The 26553-nt window shown below is 72.1% G+C and carries 24 protein-coding genes and 1 pseudogene; 13 read left to right on the top strand and 12 right to left on the bottom strand.

The window, feature by feature from the left end; genetic code table 11:
* The first annotated feature begins 22 nt into the window (after window positions 1-22).
* A complete protein-coding gene (locus A1QA_RS0111450) occupies window positions 23-1621 on the top strand; it encodes an asparagine synthase-related protein (protein ID WP_017179044.1) in 1599 nt (532 codons plus the stop codon).
* An 85-nt stretch (window positions 1622-1706) separates the two neighbouring features.
* On the opposite strand, the gene A1QA_RS0111445 is transcribed toward A1QA_RS0111450, so the two are convergent.
* Window positions 1707-2741, bottom strand: a complete 1035-nt coding sequence (locus A1QA_RS0111445; RefSeq protein ID WP_017179043.1) for a glycosyltransferase family protein — start codon at window positions 2739-2741, stop codon at window positions 1707-1709.
* Between the two features lie 303 nt (window positions 2742-3044).
* On the opposite strand from A1QA_RS0111445, the gene A1QA_RS15135 reads away from it, so the two are divergent.
* The 4 genes from A1QA_RS15135 (at window position 3045) to A1QA_RS15120 (ending at window position 6205) form a co-directional block, all read left to right on the top strand.
* Entirely contained in the window at window positions 3045-3851 is an 807-nt protein-coding gene (locus tag A1QA_RS15135; protein ID WP_017179042.1) for a PrsW family intramembrane metalloprotease, read from the top strand.
* A 45-nt stretch (window positions 3852-3896) separates the two neighbouring features.
* Entirely contained in the window at window positions 3897-4544 is a 648-nt protein-coding gene (locus A1QA_RS15130) for a hypothetical protein (RefSeq protein WP_154652398.1), read from the top strand.
* Between the two features lie 69 nt (window positions 4545-4613).
* Window positions 4614-5255 (top strand): hypothetical protein, encoded by a 642-nt coding sequence (locus tag A1QA_RS15125; protein WP_154652397.1) that lies wholly within the window; start codon window positions 4614-4616, stop codon window positions 5253-5255.
* A 305-nt stretch (window positions 5256-5560) separates the two neighbouring features.
* Window positions 5561-6205: a hypothetical protein gene (locus A1QA_RS15120; protein WP_017179039.1), complete on the top strand. Its 645-nt coding sequence runs from the start codon at window positions 5561-5563 to the stop codon at window positions 6203-6205.
* Between the two features lie 200 nt (window positions 6206-6405).
* Here A1QA_RS15120 and A1QA_RS0111420 read toward each other — a convergent pair whose 3' ends face one another.
* Genes A1QA_RS0111420 through A1QA_RS0111405 form a run of 4 tightly spaced genes read right to left on the bottom strand, consistent with a single transcriptional unit; the run spans window position 6406 to window position 10472 of the window.
* Window positions 6406-7641 carry a glycosyltransferase gene (locus A1QA_RS0111420; RefSeq protein ID WP_154652396.1) on the bottom strand — a complete coding sequence of 412 codons (1236 nt, stop codon included), beginning with the start codon at window positions 7639-7641 and terminating at the stop codon, window positions 6406-6408.
* A complete protein-coding gene (locus A1QA_RS0111415) occupies window positions 7638-8684 on the bottom strand; it encodes a Gfo/Idh/MocA family protein (protein ID WP_017179037.1) in 1047 nt (348 codons plus the stop codon). The genes A1QA_RS0111420 and A1QA_RS0111415 overlap by 4 nt, the downstream gene beginning before the upstream one ends.
* Window position 8685: 1 nt before the next feature.
* Complete coding sequence (locus A1QA_RS0111410) at window positions 8686-9807, bottom strand: DegT/DnrJ/EryC1/StrS family aminotransferase (RefSeq protein ID WP_017179036.1); 1122 nt, start codon at window positions 9805-9807, stop codon at window positions 8686-8688.
* Complete coding sequence (locus tag A1QA_RS0111405; protein WP_017179035.1) at window positions 9807-10472, bottom strand: acyltransferase; 666 nt, start codon at window positions 10470-10472, stop codon at window positions 9807-9809. Before A1QA_RS0111405 ends, A1QA_RS0111410 begins: the two co-directional genes overlap by 1 nt.
* Window positions 10473-10682: 210 nt before the next feature.
* Between A1QA_RS0111405 and A1QA_RS0111400 the strand changes: the two genes are divergently transcribed.
* Together A1QA_RS0111400 and A1QA_RS0111395 are read left to right on the top strand one after the other, a co-directional pair.
* Window positions 10683-11387, top strand: coding sequence for a glycosyltransferase family 2 protein (locus A1QA_RS0111400; RefSeq protein WP_051000649.1), 705 nt, complete (start codon window positions 10683-10685; stop codon window positions 11385-11387).
* A gap of 47 nt (window positions 11388-11434) precedes the next feature.
* Window positions 11435-11803 (top strand): DUF2304 domain-containing protein, encoded by a 369-nt coding sequence (locus A1QA_RS0111395; RefSeq protein WP_017179033.1) that lies wholly within the window; start codon window positions 11435-11437, stop codon window positions 11801-11803.
* Window positions 11804-11849: 46 nt separating this feature from the next.
* Here A1QA_RS0111395 and A1QA_RS0111390 read toward each other — a convergent pair whose 3' ends face one another.
* Window positions 11850-12818 carry a glycosyltransferase family 2 protein gene (locus A1QA_RS0111390; protein ID WP_017179032.1) on the bottom strand — a complete coding sequence of 323 codons (969 nt, stop codon included), beginning with the start codon at window positions 12816-12818 and terminating at the stop codon, window positions 11850-11852.
* A gap of 130 nt (window positions 12819-12948) precedes the next feature.
* Between A1QA_RS0111390 and A1QA_RS0111385 the strand changes: the two genes are divergently transcribed.
* Together A1QA_RS0111385 and A1QA_RS15570 are read left to right on the top strand one after the other, a co-directional pair.
* On the top strand, window positions 12949-14235 hold the full coding sequence (locus tag A1QA_RS0111385) for an LCP family protein (RefSeq protein WP_026048897.1): 1287 nt from the start codon (window positions 12949-12951) through the stop codon (window positions 14233-14235).
* A 291-nt stretch (window positions 14236-14526) separates the two neighbouring features.
* Window positions 14527-15789 carry an LCP family protein gene (locus tag A1QA_RS15570; protein ID WP_017179030.1) on the top strand — a complete coding sequence of 421 codons (1263 nt, stop codon included), beginning with the start codon at window positions 14527-14529 and terminating at the stop codon, window positions 15787-15789.
* A 126-nt stretch (window positions 15790-15915) separates the two neighbouring features.
* On the opposite strand, the gene A1QA_RS0111375 is transcribed toward A1QA_RS15570, so the two are convergent.
* The gene (locus A1QA_RS0111375) at window positions 15916-16554 is read right to left on the bottom strand and encodes a response regulator transcription factor (RefSeq protein ID WP_017179029.1); all 639 of its coding nucleotides are present in this window, start codon (window positions 16552-16554) and stop codon (window positions 15916-15918) included.
* The gene (locus tag A1QA_RS16060; protein ID WP_017179028.1) at window positions 16551-17777 is read right to left on the bottom strand and encodes a sensor histidine kinase; all 1227 of its coding nucleotides are present in this window, start codon (window positions 17775-17777) and stop codon (window positions 16551-16553) included. Before A1QA_RS16060 ends, A1QA_RS0111375 begins: the two co-directional genes overlap by 4 nt.
* A gap of 143 nt (window positions 17778-17920) precedes the next feature.
* On the opposite strand from A1QA_RS16060, the gene A1QA_RS0111365 reads away from it, so the two are divergent.
* The 3 genes from A1QA_RS0111365 to A1QA_RS0111355 are packed head-to-tail and all read left to right on the top strand — an operon-like array spanning window position 17921 to window position 21411.
* Window positions 17921-19018, top strand: a complete 1098-nt coding sequence (locus A1QA_RS0111365) for an ABC transporter ATP-binding protein (RefSeq protein WP_244266149.1) — start codon at window positions 17921-17923, stop codon at window positions 19016-19018.
* A 1-nt stretch (window position 19019) separates the two neighbouring features.
* A complete protein-coding gene (locus A1QA_RS0111360; protein ID WP_017179026.1) occupies window positions 19020-20207 on the top strand; it encodes an ABC transporter permease in 1188 nt (395 codons plus the stop codon).
* Window positions 20194-21411: an ABC transporter permease gene (locus tag A1QA_RS0111355; protein WP_017179025.1), complete on the top strand. Its 1218-nt coding sequence runs from the start codon at window positions 20194-20196 to the stop codon at window positions 21409-21411. Before A1QA_RS0111360 ends, A1QA_RS0111355 begins: the two co-directional genes overlap by 14 nt.
* 154 nt (window positions 21412-21565) lie before the next feature.
* Here the strand turns inward: A1QA_RS0111355 and galE are convergent, their stop codons facing one another.
* The 4 genes from galE to A1QA_RS0111335 all read right to left on the bottom strand — a co-directional run bounded on the left by galE (window position 21566) and on the right by A1QA_RS0111335 (window position 25688).
* Window positions 21566-22555, bottom strand: a complete 990-nt coding sequence (galE, locus tag A1QA_RS0111350; protein ID WP_017179024.1) for a UDP-glucose 4-epimerase GalE — start codon at window positions 22553-22555, stop codon at window positions 21566-21568.
* A gap of 168 nt (window positions 22556-22723) precedes the next feature.
* Window positions 22724-23767, bottom strand: a complete 1044-nt coding sequence (locus A1QA_RS0111345) for a PH domain-containing protein (protein ID WP_017179023.1) — start codon at window positions 23765-23767, stop codon at window positions 22724-22726.
* A 64-nt stretch (window positions 23768-23831) separates the two neighbouring features.
* A complete protein-coding gene (gene purE, locus A1QA_RS0111340) occupies window positions 23832-24386 on the bottom strand; it encodes a 5-(carboxyamino)imidazole ribonucleotide mutase (RefSeq protein ID WP_017179022.1) in 555 nt (184 codons plus the stop codon).
* A gap of 72 nt (window positions 24387-24458) precedes the next feature.
* Window positions 24459-25688 (bottom strand): 5-(carboxyamino)imidazole ribonucleotide synthase, encoded by a 1230-nt coding sequence (locus A1QA_RS0111335; protein ID WP_017179021.1) that lies wholly within the window; start codon window positions 25686-25688, stop codon window positions 24459-24461.
* Window positions 25689-25746: 58 nt separating this feature from the next.
* On the opposite strand from A1QA_RS0111335, the pseudogene A1QA_RS16235 reads away from it, so the two are divergent.
* Window positions 25747-26553 (top strand): annotated as a pseudogene (locus tag A1QA_RS16235) (hypothetical protein); the annotation flags it as partial.

The raw sequence follows: 26553 nt of genomic DNA, 5'->3' as shown, positions 1-26553 counted from the left end.
CGGGCACACGGATAATGGGCGCGTGAGCGGCACCGACAGCACGACGCCCGAGATCCTCCTCGCCTCCCCCGGGTGGGCCTCGCAGGGCGGCGCCCACCTGTGGCGGCCGCTGCGGGACCAGGGGCCGATCCCGCCGGGACTGGCCGCCAGCGCCCCGGCCACGCGCGCGGGGCAGTGGACCCTCATCGAGCACGATGGCGAGGACCTGGTCCTCACGACCGACCGTCCCCGCTCCCACCACCTGCTCTTCACCCGCCTGGAGGGGCGCTGGGTCGTGAGCGATGACTCCCGCCTCCTGCGCGAGCGCCTGCCCGCGGGGGCCTGGCGCCGCGATCGGGGCGCCGCCGAGTCCTTCCTCCACCTGGGATTCACCCCGGGGACGAGCACTCTCATCAGCGGCGTTCACGCCACGCCGGCGGCCTCCACCACCCTCCTGCGCGCCGATGGCTCCTGGGAGTCCCGCGCGTGGGAGGACTACCGCTTCGCCTCCTCGCCGATCTCCGACGGCGAGGAGTACGCCGAGGCCTTCGCCGGGGCCATGGACGCCGCCGTGTCGAGGCTCCTCGACGCCGTCGGGGAGCGCCAGCTGGTGCTGCCGCTGTCCGGGGGGCTGGACTCGCGCCTCCTGGCGGCCTGGCTCACGCGCCTGGGGGCCGGCAGGATCACCGCCTTCACCTACGGCAAGGCGGGCGCCCGGGAGACGGCCGTCTCCCAGCAGGTGGCGGAGGCGATGGGACTGCCCTGGTTCAGCGTTGAGCTCGACCCCGCCGAGATCGCCGGCGATTGGGCGGGGCGGGGCGGGGCGCGGTTCCGGGCGAGCACCTGGGGGGCGACGTCCCTGCCCCATCCGCAGGACTGGTACGCGCTGGAGCGGATGCGCCGCGAGGGGCTCGTGGACGACGACGCCGTCTTCCTCCCCGGCCACACGATCGTCGGGAACATGCATGATGAGAGCCTGCTCGACGGCTCCCCCGCCCGGGCGCGGGTGCTCTCGACGATCGCCTCGCACCACGCCGTCCTCCAGGGCCGCCCGCGCGCCTACCGACGCCTGGAGGGGCTGCGCGCCGCCGTGCTCGGCGCCGCCCGCGAGCTGGGGGTGGGCGCTGATCTCGCCCCCAGGGACGCCCAGCGGCTCATCGAGTGGTTCAACCTGCGCGAGCGGCAGGCCAAGTACATCAACAACTCGATGAAGGGCTACGAGGCATTCGGCTACGACTGGGCGCTGCCCATGCTCGACCGCGAGCTCTGGGATGTCTGGCTGCGCGGCTCGGAGGGGCTGACCGCCACCCGCCAGTGGTACGCCGGGTTCACGATGAGGACCTACGCCGAGGTCACGGGGCAGGAGACCGCCCTCTTCGCCCCTGCGGCCACGCGGCTGCCGGCGCTGCCCAAGCGCGCGCTCCTGGCGGGCCTGCGGGCCACCCGGGGGGATCGGGCGCTCTCGCGCTACCGCTCGGTGCGGACCATGCTCGACCATCCCATGGCCTTCGAGGCGTTCAGCGAGCCGATCCCCCGCCGTGAGCAGGTGGCGCGCATGGTCCTGGGGACCTCCACGCTCGGGCTGTGGACCCGCCTGTTCCTCGACGGGGGCTGGGCTCCGGGCCTCGTTCCCGCGAATTGATCCCGAGGTGCTCCCGGCACCCTACGCCGCGCTCCCGCCCGGCGGGCTCGGGCGGGGCGATGGGGCCCACTGCGCGGTGGCGGGGTCAGGCGGGGGCGTCCCCGAGGCGGGCGAAGCGCTCGGTGAGGCGGGCCACGGCTCGCCGGGGCGAGTGGTTGGCGTCGACCCAGGCGCGCCCGCCGGTGATCCGCGCGCCGTCCATCGCCCGGCCCACGCCGTCGACGATCGCGTCCACGAAGTCGGCCCGCGCCACCGGGCCGCCGAGGACCGGCACGTCCCGGGTGGTCTCGTGGGAGCCGTCGTACCAGCGCTCGTCGAGGGCCATGATGGTGGTGACGCCGACCCCGATGGCCTCGATCTCGGAGACGCCCATGCAGCCGGTCATCTGCCCGACGGCGGCCGAGGCCCCCGCCAGCCAGCGGATGTAGTCCGCATGGGGCATCCTCGGACGCAGGATGAGGCCGTGCTCGCGCGCGATCCGGGGGGCGTTCTCCCCCCAATCCAGGCCCTCCAGGATGATCCGATCCCCGTAGGCGCGGCGCAGGGCGGCGACGGCCCGCTCCTGCTCCTCCCCTCCCTTGGCGGCGTCCCACCGGGAGGGGAAGACCACGGTGAAGGGCCGGGGCCCGCCGGGGCCAGCGGTATCGGAGGGGGCGTCGGAGGGGAGGGCGGGGAGCTCGGCGGGGTCGATGACGACCGGCTGGAGGGTGGCGCCGGGGCTCAGGTCGAGGGTGTGCTCGGCCAGATCGGGGGTGGTGTAGTAGACGTCGAGGGCCTCCCTCACGGAGCGCTCGACCAGCGCGGCGGACGCCTGCTCGTAGCGCCGGACGCGGATGTCCGTGCCGTGCAGGTGCAGGACGTAGGGGCGGCGGGTCCAGCGGGTGTGCGCGGGCACGGTGCCGCCGTGGACGTCGAGCAGGTCGGCGCGCCGGGCCCGACGGGCCAGGCCCACGGCCCAGAGCCCGCCCCGCAGGGCGCGGCGGGCGGCGCGGGTGGCCGGGTGCCAGGCGGGGTCCGCCCGGGCGGTGTCGTAGAGGTCCCAGTCCATGCCCTCGCTCCGGGCCTGGCGCACGAGGGCGGAGCCGATGCGGGCGACGTCGTTGATGTGGAGAACCTTCACGGCGGGAAGTGTCCCATGGCGCCCGGGGTTACCGGGGTGGGTGGTGGGCGCGGTCCTTGTCTTGCCCGTTGAATCGTGGTGTTTTGTCAATTGTCTTTCGTAGGGGTTAGCGGTGGTGCTTTAGTCGGTCGGGTGCGGGGCGCTTTTCGGGGCGGTCGGCTCTTGACGGGCGGGTGTTGTGTTCTTTTATCATCATTCTGATCCTGTTTGTCCCTGAGTTTTGGTGATAGTGATGCGATGAGCGAGTACGGGTGGGGGCCGTCTCCTGGCCCTGAGGGAGGCCCGTGGGGGCGAGGAGTCCCTATGGCGGGGTATGGGGCGCCCGCGGCGGTCGCGTCGGCGTCGTCCGGTCAGGTTCCCCAGTGGTTCGGGCCGGCGCCCATTGATGAGGGCGGCGGCCTGGAGTGGTGGGAGCGCCTGGGACGGCGCGTCATGGGATGGCGAGGGGTCGTTGTCCTTGTGCGGCTTCGGGCGTTCGCGGTGTGGGCGGCATTCCCGGTTGTCCTGGTGGCGCTGATCGCCAGTGAGGACCTGCGCCTGGCGCTGATGGCGTGGATGGGCGCGATGTGGCTCGCCTTCGCGTGGTTCTGGTTGGCCCGCTTCAAGACGGTGCCCTGGTCCCTGGTGGGCGGGGTGTTCGCCGTTGCGATGCCGTGGGCGGGGGTGATCGCGTGGGTGTCGTCCGGACTCGCGGGCAGCGCCGGCGTCCCCGTCGATGCTTCGGCCGCCCAGGTGGTGATCGCCTCGATTGTCGAGGAGGTGCTCAAGCTGGCGCCCCTGGCGGTGATCGCCCTGGTCGCGCCGGGGCGGGCGCGCCGGTCCCTGATCAGTGATTGGCTGGTGCTCGGGGTGGGCCTGGGGGCGGGCTTCGAGGCGGTCGAGGAGACAATCCGCCGCCTGACCTTCCTGAGCGGCGCGATGAGTGGTGGGCTGTTGGACCGCTTGCTGTGCCCCAGTGAGGGGTCGGCGGCGTTGGAGTGCCTGGGCTTCCCGATGTTCGGCCTGTCGCCGTTGTCCGGGGCGGGCGGCCAGGCGTACGCCTATTGCGGGCACGCGATCCTGACCGGGATCGTGGCCGGCTCGATCGGCCTGGCCCGGCACGCCTGGTGACGCAGCACCGGCCACGGGCCCGCCTCGATCGCTGTCGTCCGGTCTTTGTGCGCGCTGTTGCCGCTGGGGGCGCTGTGGCTGGCGGTGGTGGACCACATGGGCCGCAACGCCTCGGGATACGAGCCGTGGGACCTCATCGGCGGCGAGGCGCCGTGGGGCCTGGTCGGGTTCACGGCCGATCTGGCCGGCAACGGCTCGGGGCGGGGCCGGCTGCTGGTGTGCCTGCTGGTGGTGGGGGCTGTTCTCGATGCGCGCGTGCTGCACCTGGGCGGCTACAGCGACCGGCTGGTGGTGGACGTGGACGTGTGCGAGGGCCGCTTGGGCGGGGGCGTGGCGGGTTCGGCCCGCTGGGAGATCCTGCGCTCCCTTCCCACTGGCGCCGTCGGGCGCGGCGTCGCGGACGTGGTCGACACGCTCGTGCTGCCGTGGTTGGAGTGGCGCATGGCATGGCGGGCGGTCGCCGCCGGGCACGCTCTGCGAGCGCCGCGCCTGATGATCGCGACCGTCATGGGGCTGCGCGAGGAGCGTGAGAGCGCCGCCCGCGCGGTCCTGGACCCCAGGGCCGGGCGCCGCTGGCCCACGAGGATCATCGCCATCGGCGCGGCCCTCCTGGCCGTCCTGCTGCTCGCGCGGGTGCCCGGCCTGACCCAAGACCTGGCACGGCGCACCGGCAGCCCTCTGGACGATGAGTGACTGGCTGGCCTCCTGGAGGCCCTGGGGCTGTGGTGGGAGTCACTGTCTCCAGTGGATCAGGGGCTCTTCATGCTCTTGGCTGGCGCACTCGTCATCCTCTCCGGCGGGGGGCTGGGCCTGGCCTTCAACGTCGGCATGGGTCTGGCGATGCTCGGCAGCGCTCGCGACGCCGCGGACTTCCTGCGCGATCCGAAAGGAACGATCCGCCATTACCTGGCGACACATACTCCCTCCGAGATCCTCGCCTACGGCGCCATGTGGCTCGCGGGCGAGCTCATCGGCGGCGGACTCGGCCATATCGGCGGCCGCCTTGTCAGAGACGCTGGCGAGGAACTCATGGAGTCCGGCCTGTGGCGCAAGGGCATGGGATACCCCGTCCCTGCCCGGCGCCCGGCGTACGCTGGCCCCGATCCCCGCCATCACTCTCGCGCCCACCGGGCGCGCCCGAAGGCGCACGACGGCGTCGCACACCGCACCGGGGCCTCGAAGTCGGGCGCGGCATCCTCCCCCGGCTTCGACCCCCGGGGAGGCAAGCACATTCCCGGCCTGAGAAAGGTCGAGGTCGGCGACTCCGCTGGTGGGCCCGGCGCATGGACCGACAAGGGGAAGAACCACGGCAGCGCCCGCTCCCAGGTCTACGAGGAGGAGATGACAGGCGTCCCCATCGAGAACTCCTACTACGTCGACGGCGTCGAATTCGACGGCGATTAGGACGGCGTCCTCATCGATGCCAAAGGCCCCGGATACGCCCACCTCATCGGCCACGACTGGAACACAGTCGAAGACGAACTCATCGACACCGCCAACAGGCAGGCACGGGCGGCCGCCCGCACACGAACCCCCATCGAATGGAGAATCGCCGAACCAGAACTAGCAGCACACCTCCACAAACTACAAGGACGAGGCAGATTCTCTCCCTCGATCAGGATCATCCAGGTCCCACCCACCTACATGAAATAGACCGCACCACCCCAATCATCACCACTAACCACCCGCTCCGGACAGAAGGAGACCCCATGCGCTGGTCATTGGCACTGACATGGATCAACCGCCCCTACGACCCCATCGCGGAAGCAGCACGCATGTGGGACTGGATGGACGAGCTCCACCGCATCCACCCGCCCCTGCACACCTGGCGACGCACAGCAAAGACGCGCGAGCAGGCCTACGCCAACCCACCCCTGACCAAGACCACCCTCACCCAAGGACTCCTCGACCGCCAGGAGATCAACGGCCTGACCGGAGCTCCCTCCACCAGGCTCTACTTCTTCTGCGCGAACCCCGGCGGCGAATCCCAACTCTCCATCGCCCTGGACCTGCTCGAAGAAGGGAAGGGGAATATCATCTGGCAGATCAACCACGGCCTAGGCGCCTACTTCGACCAGGACGAGACCCTCGTCGAGGCCCTGTTCACCTCCGCCATCGAGGCCATGGGACCCTGCCACGTCGGCGAGGTCTCACGCGATGACCATCCACTCTCCCCGAATCCAGAGCCTTTCGACTACTCCCCTGGCTGGAAGATGTTCTTCGCCACCACCAACCCCCACCACGACCAAGGACTTGCCCTGGCCACCAAAACCCGCCCCCTGGCCAACGGCACCCTCATGACCTTCGGCACCCCCGACACCTACCCCCAAATCCTCAACACCTGGCCACGATAATCACCCACCGGCTCGGTCGGGCTGTTACTCGGACGATCCTCAGGCACAGGGATCACGCCTGTTACCTTGTTGGTGGTCGCCGGCGAAGGAGTGCCGTCGACCATTAGCAAAGTAATGGGGCGCTGGCCGGTGAGACCACCGACCCGGGAGCCGGGATCGAGTAGTAGCCCGTCACGTTCCGGACCGGCGCATCCCCACTGTCAGGAGGAGATCTCAAGGATCTCGTCTGCGGCTCGGCCCATCGCGGCGCGCATGGAGCGGTTCTCGACCACCCATGCCCGCCGCCTGGCGGCCTCGGCCTGGCTCCCGGGAGCCGCGGCGTCCGCGAGCGAGCGGAGCATCGCCTCGGCGACGGCGCCGGCCTCGTGGTCGCAGGCGTGACCGAGGCGGTTCGCGCCCAGGTCCTCGCGGGCCGGGCCGGGGCCGGCGTAGACGACGGGCGTCCCGCAGGCCAGGGCCGCGAGGATCTTCGTGGGATAGGCGAAGTCGTAGCCCAGGCCCGGCCGGATGGAGACGACCGCGGCTGCCGCGCCGCGCAGCCAGGCGGCGGCCTGATCAGGGGGCACGAGCCCGCTGAACCCGATCCGCTCGTCGCCCTGGGCCCGGGCGATGAGACTCTCCCAGTCGCTCCCCTGGCCGAGGAAGACCAGGCGCGCCTCGGGATGGGTGAGGTGGACCTGGTGCAGCGCCTCGATGAACACACCGGCGCCCTGCCACTCCGAGGCGGTTCCCGCGTAGACGAAGTAGGGGGCGGCGGGCGCGCCCGGATGGGGCGCCCCCTCAAGGGTGAAGACGTCCGTGTCGATGCCGTTGGGCACGATCTCCACGTCGCGCGCCCCGAGCTCGCCGACGCGACTGGCGACGCCGTCGCTCACCGCGATGACCCGCCGCGCGCCGCGCAGGGCGAAGCGCTCCACGAGGCGCAGGGAGCTCGCCACCCATGCCGGGGCTCCGATGGACTGCGAGGCATCGGACCAGACGTCCGCCGCGTAGTAGGCGTACGGGATGCCGCGCAGCGCGCAGACCGCGCGCACAACGGCGCCGGTCGTGGGCGGGGGCTCGGCGATGACGACTCGGGGACGGCGCCGCGCCAGGAGCCGGACGGCCAGAGGAGCGTCCACGCTCATGTAGTGCGCGTAGCCGCGCACGTAGCCGGACTCATCGCGCAGCGCGGGCACGGAGCGCACCTCGACACCCGGATCATGGGGGGCCTCCATTCCCGGCGGGGTGGAGGTCAGCACGGTCACCCGCTCGCCGCGCTCCGCCAGGGCCAGTGCCAGGCCGCGCAGGCGCTGGGCCGCGGCGGCGGCCTCGGGGGCGTAGAGGCGGGTGGCGATAACGGCGCCCCGCGCGGGTCTGGTCCGGTCCCAGGCCGCCGCGGCGAGGGCCCCGGCGGCGCCCACCGCGAGCGCGCCTCGCAGCCGCGGCAGTCTCACAACTCGACCGTCCGGTTCTCGGCGGCGGAGGCGAGGACGGCCTCGACGACCTCGAGGGTGGCCACGCCCTCGGCCATGGTGACGATCTCGTTGCCGGGGGCGCCCGCGCCCGCCAGGACGGCGTCGCGGAAGCGCTCCTGCTCCAGGGCCAGGGGCTCGCGCTTCTCGATGGCGTAGCGCACGACGTCGCCCTCGCTCACCCCGCGGAAGGCGGCCACCTGGTCCCAGTCGGTGGCCACGGTGCCGTTGGCGTAGAAGGTGAGGTCCCCGGTGAGGGTGTCGGCCACGTAGGCGCCCTTCTCCCCGGTGACGATCGTGACCCGCTCCTTGGAGGGGGTGAGCCAGTTGACGACGTGGCTGACGATGACGCCGTTGGCGAGCCGCCCGACGGCCACGACCATGTCCTCGTTGTCCCGCCCGGAGCGGTGGGCCACATGCGCACTGATAGAGGTGTAGCGGGAGTCGGCCACCCAGGCGGTCAGGTCGATGTCGTGGGTGGCCAGGTCCTTGACGACGCCGACGTCGCTGATGCGCGCGGGGAAGGGACCCTGGCGGCGGGTGAGGACCTGGTAGACCTCGCCCAGGTCGCCGGCGTCGAGGCGGGCGCGCAGGGCTCGCAGCGCCGGGTTGCAGCGCTCCACGTAGCCGACGGCGCCCACGAGCCCGCGCGAGGCGAAGGCGTCGGCCACCCGGTGGCCGGCCTCGACGCTGTGGGCGATGGGCTTCTCCACCATCGCGGGGACACCGGCCTCGGCCAGGGCGAGGGCGACCTCCTCGTGGTAGACGGTGGGCACGGCGACCATGGCGGCGTCGAGCCCGGCGTCGATGAGGGCGCGGACATCGGGCAGGACCGGCAGGCCGTCGGCCACGCCGAAGCGGTCGCCGCCGGGATCGGCCACGGCCACGAGCCCCATGCCGGGGGTGGCGCGGATGACGCGGGCGTGGTGGCGGCCCATGGAGCCCAGGCCGATGAGGCCCACGCGCAGCGCGCGCTCGGCGCCCTGGGTGGCGGGGGCTCCCTGAGGGGCGGTGGTCGCGCTCATCTCAGGCACCCGCCTTCGCGACGGCGCCGACGGCCTCGATGATCCGGTCGAGGTCCTCGGGGGTGAGCGAGGGGTGGACGGGCAGGGAGAGGCACTCGCGGGCGGCCTTCTCCGTGCCGGGAAGCTCCAGGCCGGGGGCGAAGCGCTCCAGGGAGGCCAGGCGGTGGTTGGGGATCGGGTAGTAGACGCCGGTGCCGATCTGCCACTCCTCGCGCAGGACGCGGGCGATCTCGTCGCGCGCGGCGCCCTCGATGCCCTCGAAGCGGACCGTGTACTGGTGGTAGACGTGGCGGTAGCCGTCCGGCACATGCGGGGTGACGACGCCGTCGACGCCCGCGAGGCCCGCGTCGAGGGTGGCGGCGTTGGAGCGGCGCTGATCGGTCCAGGCGCCCACCTTGCCGAGCTGGACCCGCCCGACGGCGGCGCTGACATCGGTCATGCGGTTGTTGAGCCCGATGACCTCGTTGGCGTACTGCTTCTCCATGCCCTGGTTGCGGATGAGGCGGCAGGTGCGCGCGAGCTCTGCATCGCGAGTGGAGATGAGGCCGCCCTCGAGGGTGGTCATGTTCTTCGTGGGGTAGAAGGAGAAGGAGCCCCAGGCGCCGAAGGTGCCCACGGGAGTGCCGTCGATGGCGGCGCCGTGCGCCTGGGCGCAGTCCTCGTAGACGGCCAGGCCGTGGCGCTCGGCGATCGCCATGATGGCGGGCATGGTGGCCGGCAGGCCGTAGAGGTGGACGACCTCGATGGCGGCGGTGCGCTCGGTGATGGCGGCCTCGACGCTGGCGGGGTCCAGGGTGAAGGTGACCGGGTCGATGTCCGCGAAGACGGGGGTGGCGCCAGCGGCGGCCACGGAGTTCGCGGTGGCGGCGAAGGTGAAGGAGGGGACGATGACCTCCGCGCCCTCGGGAAGGCCGGCCGCGAGCGTGGCCACGTGCTGGGCGGAGGTGCCGGAGTTGACGGCCACGCAGTGGGCGCCGACGACCATGGCGGCGGAGAACTCCTCCTCGAAGGCGGCCACCTGCGGGCCCTGGACGACCATCCCGGAGTCGATGACGGCGCCGGCCGCCTCGCGCTCCTCGGAGCCGATGATCGGCTTGGCGGCGGGGATGAAGCTGCGTTCCATCAGTGGGAGACCTCTCGGATCGTGGTGTCGGACTCTTCGTAGACAGTACCGGTGGCGGGGCAGCGCCACCTGGGGGCGGGATCGCCGTCGGGCCCGGCAGGACCAGTGGACTCAGCGGACTCGACGGACTCGACGGACGCAGGGACATCAATGGGCTCGAGGGGCTCGCCCGCGCGGCCCACCCAGCCGATGCGGCGAGCGGGCACCCCCGCGACGAGGGCGTGCGGGGGGACGTCCTTGGTGACGACGGCGCCCGCGGCGACGGTCGCCCACGCGCCGATCGTCACCGGTGCCACGCAGACGGCGCGCGCGCCGATGGAGGCGCCCTCCTCGATGGTCACGCCCACGGGCTCCCAGTCGGAGGCGGATTTGAGGCTGCCGTCGGGGTTGACGGCGCGGGGGAAGTGGTCATTGGTCAGCGTGACGGCGGGGCCGATGAAGACGCCGTCGGCGAGGATGGCGGGCTCGTAGACGAGCGCGTAGTTCTGGACCTTGCAGTTGTCCCCCATGCGCACGCCCTCGCCGATGTACGCCCCGCGCCCGATGACGCAGCCCGCGCCGAGCACCGCGCGCTCGCGGACCTGGGCGAGGTGCCAGATGCTGCTCCCCTCGCCGATCACGGCCTCGGGGGACACGTCGGCTGACTCGGCGATCCGGACTGCCATTGCGGCTCCTTGCTGCCCGGCGGAATCATCCCGGCCAGGCGCCGTCGTTGGTATGGGCGGGTCAGAGACCGCAGGGGATCGCGGCGCCAGACCAGGTCGCGCCGCGACCATCGCCCCATGGTACCGCCCCCGGGGCCACGGCCTGCGACGATCGGCTCGCGGGAGGCCCATCCGCGGGGCGGATCGGCGCGCGCGTGCGACAATGCCGTAGTGAGCACCCCCGCACCCGCTAGGCAGGACTCCTCCCCGGTGACCGACGCCTGGCTCGTCATCCCGCTGTACAACGAGGCCCAGGTCGTCGCCGACGTCATCGAGTCGGCCCGCGAGGTGTTCCCCTACGTCGTCGCCGTCGACGACGGCTCGAAGGACGCCTCCGCGCGGCAGGCCGAGCGCGCCGGGGCGATCGTCGTGCGCCACCCGATCAACCGGGGCCAGGGAGCCGCGCTGCAGACCGGCATCGACTACGTCCTGGAGAAGACCAACGCGGACTACATGGTGACCTTCGACGCCGATGGCCAGCACTCCCCCGACGACGCCAGGGCCATGGTGGCGGCGGCCAGGGCCGAGGGTCTCGGCTTCGTCCTCGGCTCCCGCTTCCTTGAGGGCCCCTCCCCCGTGGGCCCGGCCAAGCGCCTCGTGCTGGCGCTGGCAGCCAAGGCCTCCTCCCGCTCCTCGGGGATGCGGATGACGGACGCGCACAACGGGCTGAGGGTGCTGCGGCGCGACGCCGCCGAGCAGATCAGCCTGCAGCAGGACCGCATGGCGCACGCCTCGGAGATCATCCGCCAGCTCGCCGCCACCGGCCTGCCCTGGCGCGAGCACCCCGTGACCATCACCTACACCGACTACTCCAAGGCCAAGGGGCAGTCGCTGTGGAACTCCATCAACATCCTCGTCGACCTGCTCTTCAGCTGAGCGCCCATCGCCATCCCGCACCCGCCGCCCATCCATAGGAGCAGCCAGTGAGCCCCCAGATCATCATCCAGGCGATCCTCGTCATCGCCGTCGTCGCGATCGGCTGGACCATGCTGCGCAGCCCGGGCGGGGCGCGCCACCAGGCCAGCCGGCGCCTCCTGACCCTGACCTTCGTGCTCTTCGCGGTCATCGCGATCAGCCTGCCCCGCCTGACCACCCAGGTGGCCAACGCCGTCGGCGTGGGCCGCGGCGCCGACCTCCTCCTCTACGCCCTCGTCATCGCCTTCCTCCTCAACGTCCACTCCTCCTTCCGCCGCAAGGCCTCCTTGGAGCGGCAGATCACCCGGCTGGCGCGCCGCGTCGCGATCGACGCCGCGCCGGAGCCCCCGGCCGAGGCACGACGGACCCGCCCCTGAGGGCGGGCGCGCCTCTGAGGGCAGGAGGGCGGCAGGCTCAGTGCGCTCAGCCGCGCCGGGCGGCGCGCACCGCGATCTCCTCGCGCGCGCGCAGGCCACCGGACAGGGCCCAGCGCAGCGGCGCCTGCCAGGGCGCCGGGTGGGAGGCGCTCATGTAGCGGCGCGCCGAGGCGTGGTGGGCGCGGATCATCCGCTCGGGGCGGGCCTTCCAGCTCGCGCCCTGCTCGTGGACGACGACAGCCTCGGGCACCTGGAGGTTGACCTTCCCCAGGGCCCCGACCCTCGCGCCGAGGTCGACGTCCTCGAAGAACATGAAGTAGCCGTCGTCGAATCCGCCCAGCTCGCGCCACACGTCGGCGGGCAGGAGGAGGCAGGCGCCTGAGAGCCAGCCGACGGCGTGCGTGACGTCCTCATTGCCGCCGTGGTAGCGGGCGGAGAAGGGGTTGGAGGGCCAGACCCTCCCCAGGAGGGCGTGGCCGGTGCCCGCCGTCAGCGAGGGCAGCGCGCGCCCGGAGGGGTAGACGGTGCCGTCCTCGTTGAGGAGGCGGGGGCCGAGCGCGCCAGCCTCGGGGTGGGCGATCGCGGCGTCGATAAGGACATCGAGGCTGCCCGGGCGCCACACGAGATCGGGATTGGCCACGACGATCCAGTCCTCCGCCAGGCCCTGGGCGGCGAGGTTCGCGCCCCCGCCGTAGCCCCGGTTGACGCCGTCGCCGATGACGCGGGCGCCATGCGCGGCGGCGACGGTCTCGACGACGTCGTGCTCCTCGCCGTTGTCGGCGATGACGACGGCCATCTCGCGGGAAGTGGCGTCCGCGAGGGAGACGAGGAAGCGCTCGAGCTCGTCCCCGGGGTTGTAGGCGACAGTCACCACGCGCACGCGTCCGGGCCGGGCGCCCGGCTGACCGCTGCCGGGCTCGGGCGCGGCCTGGCCGGGCTCGGGCAACACGCCGGGCTGACGGTTCTCATCGGCCGGATCCAGCCGATCGGAGGGCGCGGGGACGAGATCCTTCACGGGGTTGAGCCTAGACGAGACGGGGCCCCGCCGAGGCGGTGTGACGCCAGTCATCCAGACCTGAGGAAGATCATGTCTCGACGGCGTCACGGCGCTAGGCCTCGCTTGGCTGATTCTCTAGACTCGACGCGTGCCCAACATCGAGAAGCCACACGCACGGCATTCGATCAAAGACCTGGGGAGGCGAACAGCCCGCCGGGTCGGCTTGGTGTTCCTGTCGCTCGCCCTGTTCGTCACCTCGGCGGCGGGCTTCGCGTACATGGACCTGCAGGGCCAGATCACGCGCATCAACATCGACCGCTACCTGGACGGCTCCGTCACGCGCACGGACGCCATCGGCGACTCCTACGACGGCCACGCGCTCAACATCCTCGTCCTGGGCACGGACACCCGCAGCGGGGCCAACAACGTCGATGGCTCCGACGGCAGCGACGACACCGCCGTCGCCCGCTCGGACACGGCGATGATCATGCACGTCTCCGCGGACCGCTCCCGCGTGGAGGTCGTCTCCATCCCCCGCGACCTCCTCGTGGACATCCCCAAGTGCAAGACCTATGACGACACCGAGTCCGCGCCCCAGTCGGACACCATGTTCAACAACGCCTTCGCCACCGGCGCCGGCACGGGCACGGACGCGACGGCGCTGGCCATCGGCGCCGCCTGCTCGATCAACACCGTCGAGAAGATGACCGGCGTCAACATCGACGAGTTCATGGTCGTCGACTTCCACGGCCTGGAGACGATGGTCGACGCCCTGGGCGGCGTCAACCTCTACGTCTCCGAGGAGATCGACGATCCGGACTACACCCAGCTGCACCTGAGCGTCGGCTGCCAGCACCTCAACGGCACCGATGGCCTCAAGTACGCGCGCGCCCGCCACGGCTACGGCAACGGCTCGGACATCGGGCGCATCCAGCACCAGCAGAACCTCATGGGCGCGATGATCCGCACGGCCCAGAGCAAGAACATCCTGTCCAACGCCAACGAGCTCTACTCCTTCGCCCGCACCGCCCTGGGGGCGCTGACCACCTCGGAGAAGATCGGCGATCTCAACAACCTCCAGGGACTGGCCAGCTCGATCCAGTCGATCGGGATGGACCACATCACCTTCCTCACCGTCCCCAACGCGCCTGCCGAGTCGGATGCCAACCGCGTCGTGGCCACCGATGACGCCAAGCCGATCTGGAAGGCCCTCAAGAATGACACCGCCGTGCCCACCAACTCGGTGAGCGGCAAGGCGGATGGCTCCACGGCCTCCCCGGCGCCCGACTCCACAGGCGCCGCGGCGACGGACCCCTCCTCGACCGACGCGGCGGAGAAGACCCAGGCCCCCGCCGCCAAGCCCAGCGACGCGCCTGCCTCACAGGCGCCCGCCTCCGAGACTCCCTCCAACGACCCTGCCGCCCAGTGCAAGTGAGGCGCACGCCCTATGACGTCAAGCGACGATCTCCCTCCCAGCGTCACCCCGGGCTCAGGAGGACGGGCGCCACGGCCCCCGAGGCCGCCGCGAGCGGTGAGGCAGGCCCAGCAGCCGGACCCCAGACCCGCCCCTGAGGCCCCCGTGCGCCACAGCGTGCTCGGAGGGGCCGGTGGCGGCCAGGGGCGGTCGGGGCAGCAGGCCCCGCCCCCCGCGCCGACGGCGACCCCGCGCCAGCGCCCGACGCCGCCCCCGCAGCCGGGAGCCGCCAGCGGCGCTGCGGGAGGCTCGGTGGGAGGCAGCCACGCCAGGCCCGGATCGTCGGCCCGTCCCCTCGGCGCAGCGCCGCAGCGCCCCTCCCCCGATGCCACGCAGGCCCTCCCCTCCGGGTACCCGCCCGCTGGCCAGGACTACGGCGCTGGGGCCTCCGGCTTCCCGGGCTCCTTCCCCGCGTCCTACGGCCCCTCCTCAGCCGACTGGCAGGGCCAGCCCCTCCCGGGCGCGGTCCCCACTGGCCCGAGCGGCCCCATGGGACCCGGATACCCCTCAGGGCCCGAGCCCCTCGGCCCGGGGCGCGGCAAGCCTCGCCGCCGCCGCTGGCGCCGGGTCCTGGGCTGGTCGGCCCTCGTCATCATCCTCGTGCTCGGGGTCATCGTGGGCCGGGTGGCCTGGCTCGCCCATGAGGTCGATGACAAGCTCGGACGGGTGGACGCCCTGTCCGGCGCGAAGGACACCGCCGGGGAGACCTGGCTCATCGTGGGCTCGGATGCCCGGGGCGACGGCGGCGTCGCCGAGGACGGCACCGAGGGCGCCCGCGCCGACTCGATCATGCTGCTGCACAAGAACAACGGCCAGTCCTCCCTGACGACCCTGCCGCGCGACACCTATGTGGAGATCCCGGGCTACGGCGGGGACAAGATCAACGCCGCCTACTCCTATGGCGGCGCGAAGCTGCTGGTCAAGACCGTCGAGGATCTCAGCGGCCTGACGATCGACCACTATGTGGAGGTCGGGATGGCCGGCGTCAAGGAGACGGTGGACGCCGTCGACGGCGTCGATGTCTGCCTCGACTACGACGTCGACGACCCCGACTCCGGGCTCGTCTGGGACACCTCGAAGGGCACCTGCCAGCACGTCGACGGCGAGAAGGCCCTGGCGTACTCGCGCATGCGCAAGTCGGACCCCACGGGGGACATCGGCCGGGGCCTGCGCCAGCGCGCGGTCATCAGCGCCGTCGTCGACAAGGCGGTCTCCGCCAAGACCATCATCAGCTGGCCGCGCCAGGACAAGCTGGTGGACGCGGGAACGAAGGTGCTCACCGCCGATAACGACACCGGCCTGACGGATATCGGGCAGATGGTCCTCGGCTTCCGCTCGGCCTCGTCGGACGGCCTCACCGGCGCCCCGCCGATCGACTCCCTCGACTACGAGCCGGGCGGCATCGGGGCGGCCGTGCTGCTCAGGGACACCACCGCGCCGGACTTCTTCTCCAAGCTGCGCGAGGGCAAGCTCTCCTCCTCCGACTTCAACAAGGTCGAGACCTCCACCAACTAACCCGCGAGACCGGGCGAACAGCACGGCGAAACCGGGCGAACAGCACGGCGAGACCGGTTCAGGACGCGCGAGCGGGGCGCGGGCGGTCTGCCACCCGCGCCCCGCCGTCGTCTGTTGGCCCGGGCGTCAGCCGGCCTCGGCGCGGTAGTAGCGCACGGCGATCTGCGTGCGATTGCGCAGCCCCAGCTTGGCCAGGATCGAGCTGATGTGGTTGCGCACGGTGCCCACGCTCATGAAGAGCCGCTCCGCGATCTCCTCGTTGTCCAGCGCCTCAGCCACGCCCTGCACCACCTCGAACTCCCTGTCGGTCAGGGGCGCGAAGGCCTGGGCGCGCACCTGCTCCCCGCGGTCGGCACCCGCCCGCAGCACCGTGGTGCGCTCCAGCACCTGGCCCTCCAGGACGCTCACCCCCGCCATGACGCTGCGCAGCGCGGGGGCGATCTGCGCGATGTCCTGCTTGATGAGGTACCCGCGCGCGCCCATCCGCAGGGCGCGGACGATGTAGTCGTCGTCGGCGAAGGTGGTCAGGAAGACGATCCGCGCGCCGGGGGACTCGGCCAGGATCGTCTCGGCGGCGGCGAGCCCATCCATGCCGGGCATGCGTATGTCCATGAGGAGCGCGTCGGGGGCCAGCTCGCGATGCTGCTCAATCGCCTCGGCGCCGCTGGAGCCGGTGCCGACGACGTCGATGTCGGGCTCCGCGCCGAGGATCGTCGCCAGCGACTGGGCGATGAGGGCGTCGTCGTCGATCACCAGGACCCTCACGGCTCGCTCCTCCCGCTCTTCGTGATCGTCGCCGTGACCGTGAACACCGGGCGCGGCTGCACGTGGAGCGTACCGCCCAGGGCGCGCAGCCGCTCGCGCATCGAGCGCAGCCCCATACCTTCGCCGTCGGAGCCGTCGTCGATCCCCGTGCGATCCGACGCCCCGCCGTCGTTGCTCACGCTCACCCGCCAGAAGCCGGGGAAGTCGGCGACCGCCACGCGGGCACTGGCCGCCTGGCCGTGGCGGGCCGCGTTGGTGAGGGCCTCGCGCACGACGGCGACGATGCAGCGCGACACGGGCGCGGGCGGCGGCGCCTCCACCTCGCAGTCGACGTTGACCCGGGGCACGGGACTGGAGGCGGCCAGGGTGTGGAGGGCGACCGCGAGGTCGACGCCGTCATCGGACAGCGCGTGGACGGAGGCGCGCATGGCGCTGAGGGACTCCTCCAGCCCCGAGCCGAGGCCGTCCAGCGCCCCGGTCATCTGGGGCTCGCCCGCGTGGACTGTCTGCAGGGCGCGCACCTGGAACAGGAGCCGGGTGAGCTGGTGGCCGACCGTGTCATGCATGTCGTGGGCGATGCGCGTGCGCTCGGCGAGTGTGGCGGCGCGCGCCTGGTACTCCTGGGCCTCGACGAGCTCGGCGCGAGAGGCCCGCAGAAAGCGGATCTTGGCGCGCAGGTCGTCGTGCGCGGCGAGCAGGCGGGCGCGCTGCCTCTGCTCATCCGCGCTGCGCACCGCGAGAAGCGACGCCGCGCAGGCGAGGACGCCGGTCAGCGCGAGCTCCTGGCCCGCCCAGCGGAGGGTCGAGGCGGACAAGAGGGCGGCGCCCACGGCGACGACGGCGTCGAGGCTGGCGAGGGGGCTGTCGAGGGGCCCGGCGACGGGGCTCTGCTCGGGAGCGGTTGAGGTGGCGCCCTCGCCGTGGCCGGTGGAGAGGCGGAGGCGGCGCACGACGTCGTACGCGGCCAACGGAGCTCCCGACAGTCCCAGCGGGCTGAGCGCGGCGATCAGCAGGGTGACCAGGGGGATGGGAGCGGCCCACGCGCGCGTCTCCCAGGCGGAGGCGACCGCGCTCAGGACGACGGCGAGCAGCAGGCAGGACACGGCCAGTGGACCCGGGGCAGTGGCACTGACACTGGCACTGGCAGTAGCACCGGTGGCGACGCCGGCCAGCACCAGCGACCCGCCGGCCAGCAGCACCGCTTTGTCCGCCAGAACCTTCACGGGCCCGATGATGGCACAGCCCGGCCGCCAGCGCCGCCGTCGCGCGAGGGATCCCCCGATCGAGCTACCCCTGACAGAAGTCACCCCTGGGGCGGCGATCCGGTGAGTCCAGGCACTGGGCGCGACGCCGCGCTCCCGGGACCATGGAGTCATCGCATCCCCACGCCCCTGGGAGAGGAACCATGAACGCGACTCAGCGCCCCGGCCCGCCGGCTGCCCCTGCATCACCTGCACCGGCACCCCCCGCGCCCACTGCTTCTAGCCCCGAGACCACCGCTCCCGCCGTCGAGGTGACGGGCCTCGTCAAGCGCTACGGCGACCTGACCGCCGTCGACGGGCTCTCCCTGCGCATCCCGCGCGGGCAGATCCTCGGCCTGCTGGGCCCCAACGGCTCGGGCAAGACCACCACCATCTCCTGCCTGCTCCAACTGCTCACCTACGACCGCGGCGAGGTGCGCGTCTTCGGCAAGAAGATGGCCGCCACCGCCTACGGCCTCAAGCGCCGCATCGGCCTCATCCCCCAGGAAGTCGCCGTCATCGACGAGCTGACCGTGCGTGAGAACATCGACGCCTTCTGCGCCCTGTACGTCACCGACCGCGCCCGTCGCCGCGAGCTCGTCGAGGAGGCCATCGCCTTCGTGGGCCTGGAGCGCTTCACGAAGTTCCACCCCAAGAAGCTCTCCGGCGGCCTCCTGCGCCGCCTCAACATCGCCTGCGGGATCGCCCACAAGCCCGAGCTCATCATCCTGGACGAGCCCACGGTCGCCGTCGACCCGCAGAGCCGCGAGTCCATCCTCCAGGGCATCCGCCGCCTCAACGCCGACGGCGCCACCATCATCTACACCTCCCACTACATGGAGGAGGTCGAGGAGCTGTGCGACCGGATCGTCATCATGGACCACGGCCGCGAGGTCGCCTCCGGCACCTCCGCCGAGCTCAAGGCCATGATCGGCACCGGCGAGCGCATCACGGTGGAGGTCGTCGACCCCACGCCGCTTCCCGACGCCGCCCTGGAGTCCGTCCGCTCCCTGCCCTGCGTCCGCTCTGCCACCACCAGTGCCGACGCCGCAGCCTCCACCGAGCTGACCGTCGAGTGCCGCCCCGGCGGGCACAACCTGGCTGACGTGCTTGCCGCGCTGGCGGCCTCCGGCGCGGTGGTGGGTCGCGTGACCTCCGAGCCGCCCACCCTCAACGAGGTCTTCCTGGAGATCACCGGGCGGGCCCTGCGGGACGAGGCCTGACATGCGCACGGCATTCAGTTACCAGCTGCGCGCACTCGTGCGCGACAGGTCCATGCTCGTGTGGACCCTCATGTTCCCCCTCATCCTGGCCACCGTCTTCATGGCGATGTTCCAGCGCATCGACAACGCCGAGCTGACCCCCATGCCGCTCGGCGTGGTGACCGACCAGGCCTACTCCGACGCCCCGGGCCTGAGCGACCTCATGACTGGCATCTCCGCCCCCGACGCTGAGCACCGCCTGGCGATCGTCACCGAGTACTCCAGCCAGGAGGCAGCCCAGGCCGCCGCCGACAAGGGCACGATCCAGGGCTACATCGTCGTCACGGACCGCACACCCGACCTGCGCCTGACCGGTGAGGGCGCGGCAGCGGAGACCTCCGTGGTGCTGCGCTGGGCCATGGACTCCTACGCGCGCACCGCCGCCATGGGCGAGTCAATCGCCATCGACACCGCTAAGGGTGCCACCTCCCCGGAGGACGCCCAGGCCCGCCTGGCCCCGGTGCTGCAGATCCTGGACAAGCCCGGCCACGGCCAGGAGCTGACCAGCGAAGTTCAGGTGACGCCGTCGTCGGGCTCGTCGACGGCCCGCTACTACTTCGCCCTGCTGGCCTTCGCCGCCGCCTCCGGCATGGTGATGGCGATGGTCTCCGTCCGCTCGGTGGTGGCCGGCTCCTCCCCGACCGGTACCCGGCGGACCATGGCCGCAATCCCCAGGTGGAGGATCCTGGCCGGTGTCATGGCCGCCGTGTGGGTCGCGCTCACCGCCTGCCTGACGATCGGCTTCCTCTACATGCGGTGGGTGTGCAAGGTGAACTTCGGGGTCCACTGGCAGTGGTCGTTCCTGGCGGTGGCCATCACCGCGCTGCTGTTCAGCGCCGCTGGCGCGGTCCTGGGGACGGTGCCGCGCCTGAGCACCGGGATCGTCACCGCGCTGAGCACCATCTTGTCCCTGTTCACCGGCCTGTACGGCCGGCCCTCCCAGACCCTGGCGGACAAGGTGGAGACCGCGGTGCCGTGGCTGGCCCACGCGAACCCGCTGTGGCAGTCCACCCGCGCCTTCTACAGCCTGCTCTACTACGACACCCTGTCCGCCTTCGCCACCGCGATCGGGATCATGCTCGCCATGACGGCGGTGCTGGCCACCCTCGCCACCATCCGCATGAGGAGGATGAGTCATGCGCACCTTTAAGACTGCTCTGCGCATTGCCCGAGCCCACAAGGTCTATGCCATCGCCTTCCTGGTGGCGGTCAACATGCTGGGTCTTATCACCGGAATGACCCAGGGCGGGCAGACCAGCGACAAGCTGCTGGACGCCAAGGTCAACCTGGCGGTCGTCGACCGCGACCACTCGCCGGTCTCCCAGGGCCTGGCTGCCTACATGGAGGGCTCCGGCAACGCCGTGGAGGTGGCCGACTCCCGCCGTGCCATGCAGGACGCCCTGGCCCGCGACGAGGTCGAGCTCATCGTCATCATCCCCGAAGGGCTGGGCGACGCCGTCGAGAACGCGGCCACCCAGGTCCGCTCCGGTACCTCCATCTCCGACGCCGAGTCCACCCTCCCGCGTGTGGGGACGGTTCTGGCGCCGAGCTCTGCGGCTGCTCCCCTCATGGCGCAGCAGGTCACCACGTATGTGGGGCAGGTCCTGACCTACCGGTCCACGACAGCGGCCTCAGCGGACCAGGCGGTGGGCTCCACGGGCATCTCCATGAAGGAGACGGCACCTGCCTCCGTCATCAAGGGCGAGGGGATCTCCATGCCCCAGGGACTCCTCGTGTTCTTCGGCATGGCGCTCTACTCGCTGTTCGCCTTCACCACGAACATCGTGTGCCTCATCATGCGGGTGATGGGCAACCGGCCCCTGCGCATCCGGCTGGGTGTCTCCCCGGAACCCGTCATGAAGCGCAACCTGGGGATGGCGGCTGCCTTCGCGGTGGTCGGTGTCGTGGGCTGGGTGCTCACCTACGAGCTGGGCATGCAGGTGCTGGGCGCCGACTCGACGGGCGAGAGCCTGCCCCGGTACGTGGTCGCGGCGACCGCGCTGCTGGCCTACACGATGGTGGGGATCGCCTTCGGCTTCTTCATGGGGCAGCTGAGGATGAGTGAGAACGCGACGAACGCGGTGGCGAACATCGGTGGCCTGGTGTTCTCCTTCCTCAGCGGGGCGTGGATCCCTTTGAGCCTCATGCCCGACGTCGTCAAGCAGATCGGCAAGCTCACCCCCGCGTACTGGGCGAACCAGCCGATCCGCGACGCCTTCGCAGCCTCGTCGACCTCTATGGATACGCTGGCTCCCATGTACGGGCAGATCGGGGTGTGCGCCCTGTTCGCCGTGGCGATCGGTGCAGTGGCACTGGCGATCGGCCGGGCCCGCATGCGCTCCGCCGCCGCCTAACCCGCCGAGACCGGGCGAACAGCACGGCGAAACCGGGCGAACAGCACGGCGAGACCGGTTCAGGACGCGCGAGCGGGGCGCGGGTGGTCTGCCACCCGCGCCCCGCCGTCGTCTGCTGGCCCGGGCGGCTCGCCGAGGCCCGCCGCGCCGTCGGTCAGGCGAAGTGCTGCCGGTTCGGGTCGGCCTGCCAGGCCGAATAGGAGGAGGCGACGATATCGTCGAGGTCGTGCTCGGCCTTCCAGCCCAGGACCGCGCCGATGCGCTCAGCGTTGCCGATGAGCTGGGGCGGGTCGCCGGCGCGGCGGGGCAGCTCCTCGGGAGCGATGCCGAGGCCGGTGGCGGCGATGACCTTGGCGACGACGTCGCGCACGGAGGCGCCCACGCCGGTGCCCACGTTGAAGACGTGCTCGGCCATCTCCTTGCCGCCGGCGAGGTAGTCGAGCGCGGCGATGTGGGCGGTGGCGAGGTCCCGCACGTGGATGTAGTCGCGGATGCAGGTGCCGTCCGGGGTGGGGTAATCGGTGCCGAAGATCTTGGGGGTCTCGCCCTTGGCGAGGCGGTCCATGACCATGGGGATGAGGTTGAGGGTGGCCATGTCGCCCAGGTCGTCCCAGCCGGCGCCGGCGACGTTGAAGTAGCGCAGGCCAGCCCAGCGCAGGCCCCAGGCGGTCTCGGCGTCGGCCATCATCCACTCGCCGATGAGCTTGGTCTCCCCGTAGGGGTTGATGGGGTGGCAGTCGATGTCCTCGGGGACCACCTCGATGGGGGGCATGCCGTAGACGGCGGCGGAGGAGGAGAAGATCATCTGGTCGACGCCCGCGGCCTCCATGGCGAGCATCATGTTGGCCAGGCCGCCGACGTTCTGCTGGTAGTACCAGGCGGGGCGGGCGACGGACTCGCCGACCTGCTTGCGCGCGGCGAAGTGGATGACGGCGGTGACGCCGTGCTCCTTCATGACCTCGGTCAGGCGCTCGGGGGCCTGGCCCGAGGCGACGTCGAGCTCGACGAGAGTGGCGCCCTTGACCCGCTCGGGGGACCCGTAGGAGAGGTCATCGACGACGATCACCTCATCCCCGCGCTCGAGCAGCAGACGGACAACGTGGGCGCCGATGTAGCCAGCGCCACCTGCGACAAGAATGCTCATGCGCCCAGTCTAGGTGTTGTGGGTCATGACGTTGGCGATGCAGGACGAAATGGCCAGGTTTGAGGATTGCTTTTTCTGACCTCTCGTCACGTCATACGTAGGCGCAGGTCACAGGGCCCTGCTGTCCGCCGCCCACACTCCGCGCCGCCTCAATCCCAGGTGCAATCCTCAAACCTCGCCACTGGCCCGCCCGGGCGTCATCGGATCGGAGCCACTGGCCACCAAGCCGATCAGGCGCAGGCGCTTCCCGTCGGGCGCCGCGCAGGCGGCCATCGCGATGACGAGGGATGAACCGCGGATCATGAACACGAACAGGTCATGGCGCGAGGCCGGCCAGGGCAGATGGGCCGTCCGCACCACACGGGAGTGGATGCCATCACCGTCGACGACGACTCGCACCCGCATCGCGACCGCGAGCGCGGCCAGCGACAGCGCGCAGGGCATGAGCACCTCGATGCCCAGGAACACCGTGTCGACGACGTTTCCCCGCTTCAGGACCCGGATAGCCGCGAGCGCCGCGCCCCCGCAGATCAGCGCGGCCAGGGCGAGCACCGCCCAGCGCGGCAGGAGCTCCTGGCGGAACACGAGGCGGTCCGCGGCGGGATCGGGCGGCGCGGCCAGAGGACCGGGGCTGGCAGCGGGCATCACCCCGTATGCGGCGGGTGCGGGGCGGGCGTGGGCGCTGGGGGTCACAGGCGCCGGGCGCTGGGCTGCCAGCGTCCCCTCGGGCGGCTCGGCCCGGGAAACATAGCCGCGAGCGCTGGCCCATTCCCATAGATCCACGATCTCCTGGATCGCGCGCTCCTCACCGCGCGAGCGCCTCCGGAGCGCCCAGATGAGGACCCGCCTCCCACCGTCGGCAGGGCAGTACTGGACCGTGTAGCGGACCATGCCGTTCCCGCTGAGCGCGGCCACGAGGAAGCCGCGCGCCGGCGGCCAGGCGAGGTGGTGGGTGCGAAAGCCGTTGCGCGCATGGAGGCCGGCCGCGTCAGCGACGAGCCGCGACGTCGCCGCCCTCCACCCCAGCCAGGCCACCGCCAGGAGCAGGAGGCTGAGCGGGATCGACGCCGGCCACGCCCCCGGCGGGGTGGAGTCCAGCCGCGCCGAGGCGACGAGGCAGGCAATGCTCAGCGCGGTGGCGAAAACGAGGATCAGGGAGCCTGCGAGCCTGTCGAGGATCGGCAGGCGGCGGACATAGATATCAGGGGCCACACTTGTATCGTGCCACGGGCGGGGCCCGGATCTCCCGGGACCTGGGGCGGTCTCTCAGCTCCCGTCAGTTCCTCCGAGCCCGCTCGCGCAGCGCCGCTCCCTTGGCGTGGGCGACCTCGGAGAGGTCGGCCTGGAAGGCGCGCATGGCCTCCCGCAGGCGCTCGGCCTCCGCTCCCTGCCCCGCGCCGAGGATGCGCGCGGCCAGCAGTCCGGCGTTGCGGGCCCCGCCGATGGAGACGGTGGCCACGGGCACGCCCGCGGGCATCTGCACGATGGACAGCAGGGAGTCCATGCCGTCCAGGTGCTTGAGCGGCACGGGCACACCGATGACCGGCAGCTCGGTGACGGCGGCGAGCATCCCGGGCAGGTGGGCCGCTCCCCCGGCGCCGGCGATGATGACGCGCAGGCCCCGCGCGGCCGCCTCACGCCCGTAGTCGATCATCTCGGTGGGCATGCGGTGGGCGGAGACGACGTCGGCCTCGTAGGGGATGGCGAACTCGTCGAGGGCGTCCGCGGCGGCGCTCATCGTGGGCCAGTCGGAGTCGGAGCCCATGACGAGGCCAACGAGCGGCTGGGGGGCGGCAGCGGAACCGCCGAGGGCGGTGGGGGTCTCGGGCATGGCGGGCCTTTCGCTGGACGGGGTTGTCGGGACGAGGACGAGCGGACGGGGGAAGGACGGCTGCGCGGCGGTTCAGGCGTCCCCGCGCAGGATGGCGACGACGGCGCGGGCCCGCTCGCGCAAGTCCTCCTCGCTGCCAGCGGGGCCGGTGAGGTTGACGTGCCCGAGCTTGCGGCCGGGGCGCCAGGACTTGCCGTAGAGGTGGATGCGCGCCTCGGGGTCGGCGGCCATCGCCCGGGCCAGGGCGCCGTCGTCCGGCTCGCGGATCCCGCCGATGAGGTTGACCATGACGCAGGCGTCGGCGGTGGGCGCGGGCGACCCTAAGGGAAGGTCGAGGACGGCACGCAGGTGCTGCGCGAACTGGCTGGTCACGGAGCCGTCCTGCGTCCAGTGGCCGGAGTTGTGGGGGCGCATGGCGAGCTCGTTGACGAAGAGACGGGTCGGCTCCCCGAAGGCTTCGACGGCGAAGAGCTCGACGGCGAGCACACCGGTGACGTCGAAGCGCTCGGCGATCTCGCGCCCGATGCGGGCGGCCTCGTCGGCGGCGGCAGGGTCGAGCCCGGGGGCGGGGGCCAGCACCTCGGAGCACATGCCGTCGGCCTGGATGGTCTCCACAACGGGCCATGAGGCGATCTGCCCGCTGGGCGAGCGGGCCTGGAGGGCGGCGAGCTCGCGGGTGAAGGGGATGGCCTGCTCGATGAGGAGGCTGGTCACGGCCCCTCCCCCGAGGCTCCCTCCGGCACCGGTGGCGCCCCCGGAGGCGACGGCGTCGATCCACTGGCCGGCGCGGCCGGCCTCGAGCTCGCGGTCCTGGCGCACGAGGAGGACGCCGTGCCCGTCGTAGCCGCCCCGAGGGGTCTTGAGGACGACGGGCCATCCGTGCTCGGCGGCGAATGCTCGCACGGCCGCGCGGATGGCGGCGGCGTCCCCGGTTGCCTCGGCCCAGGCGGGCTGGGGAAGGCCGGCGGCATCCATGGCGCGGCGCATGGCGATCTTGTCGCGGGCCAGGAGCAGGGCGTCAGGGCAGGGCCGCACGCCCACTCCCTCGGCGGCCAGCTCCCGCAGGAGCGCGTCGTCCTGGTGCTCGTGCTCGAAGGTGAGGGCACCGGCGCCCGTCGCGAGCGCGCGGACGGCCGCGGCGTCGTCGGCGGCGCCCACGGGTGAATCGGCGGTGACCTGCGCCGTCGACCCATCGGGGGCCTCGACGAGGGCCCGTAGGCGGATGCCGAGGGCGGAGGCCTCCTCCTGCATCATGCGGGCCAGCTGCCCGCCCCCGATGACGGCGACAATGGGTGCGCTCACAGGCACAGGCTACGGCAGGGTGTCGATGTCCGCATGATCTGCCCGTACCCTGGCCCCCGTGTCTGACAGCCATTCCCCGACGGCGCCGATCCCCCGGCCCGTCCCGGTCGCGCCCGCCGGCCCCGCTCCGCTGCCCGGCCCCGCCGTCGGCGTTTCCCAAGCCCTGCGGCGAGCGCCTCGCGCTCTTCAGGTCCTGGGGGTCTGGGCCGCGGCGAGCCTCCTGACCTTCGTCATGCTCAGGCTCGGGGCGCAGGATGCTCCGGCGACACCGTGGGCGGGGCCCGCGCCGTCGTGGAGCGAGCACATGTCCTTCTGGGACGCGGGCTGGTACGAGCGCATCTTCCGCGAGGGCTACCCGGCCGTCCTGCCGAAGGGCGATGGCGGCGCCGTCGCGCAGAACTCCTGGGCGTTCATGCCCCTGCTCCCACTGCTCGCCACCCCGCTGACCTGGCTGGGCCTGTCCTTCTACCCGGCGGCGGCTCTTGTGTCGATCGCGGCCTCGGGGGCGGGCGCCGTCGTCATGGACCGCTGGCTGGCGCCGCGGGTCGGGAAGACGGCCTCACTGTGGGGAGTGGCGCTGACGTGGACCTCCATGTGCGCCGCCGTCCTCCAGGTCCCCTACGCCGAGTCGCTGGGGCTGCTGCTCGTCGCGGGCGCGCTCATGGCGGCCGAGCGCGGGCGCCTCGCCCTCGCGGCGCTGCTCATCATGGTGGGCTCCGTTGCCCGGCCGATCGGACTGCCCCTGGCGCTCGCCCTGGGCCTGTGGTGGGTGTGGGAGCTGGCCTCCAGGCGCGGGCACGGCGGCGATCGCGACGACGGCGCGCGCGGCGGCAGCCAGCTCGGGCGCGACGACGACGGCAGTGGC

The sequence above is a fragment of the Actinomyces timonensis DSM 23838 genome (assembly GCF_000295095.1).
Lineage (GTDB): Bacteria > Actinomycetota > Actinomycetes > Actinomycetales > Actinomycetaceae > Actinomyces > Actinomyces timonensis.
This window is presented reverse-complemented; position numbering and strand designations above follow the sequence as displayed.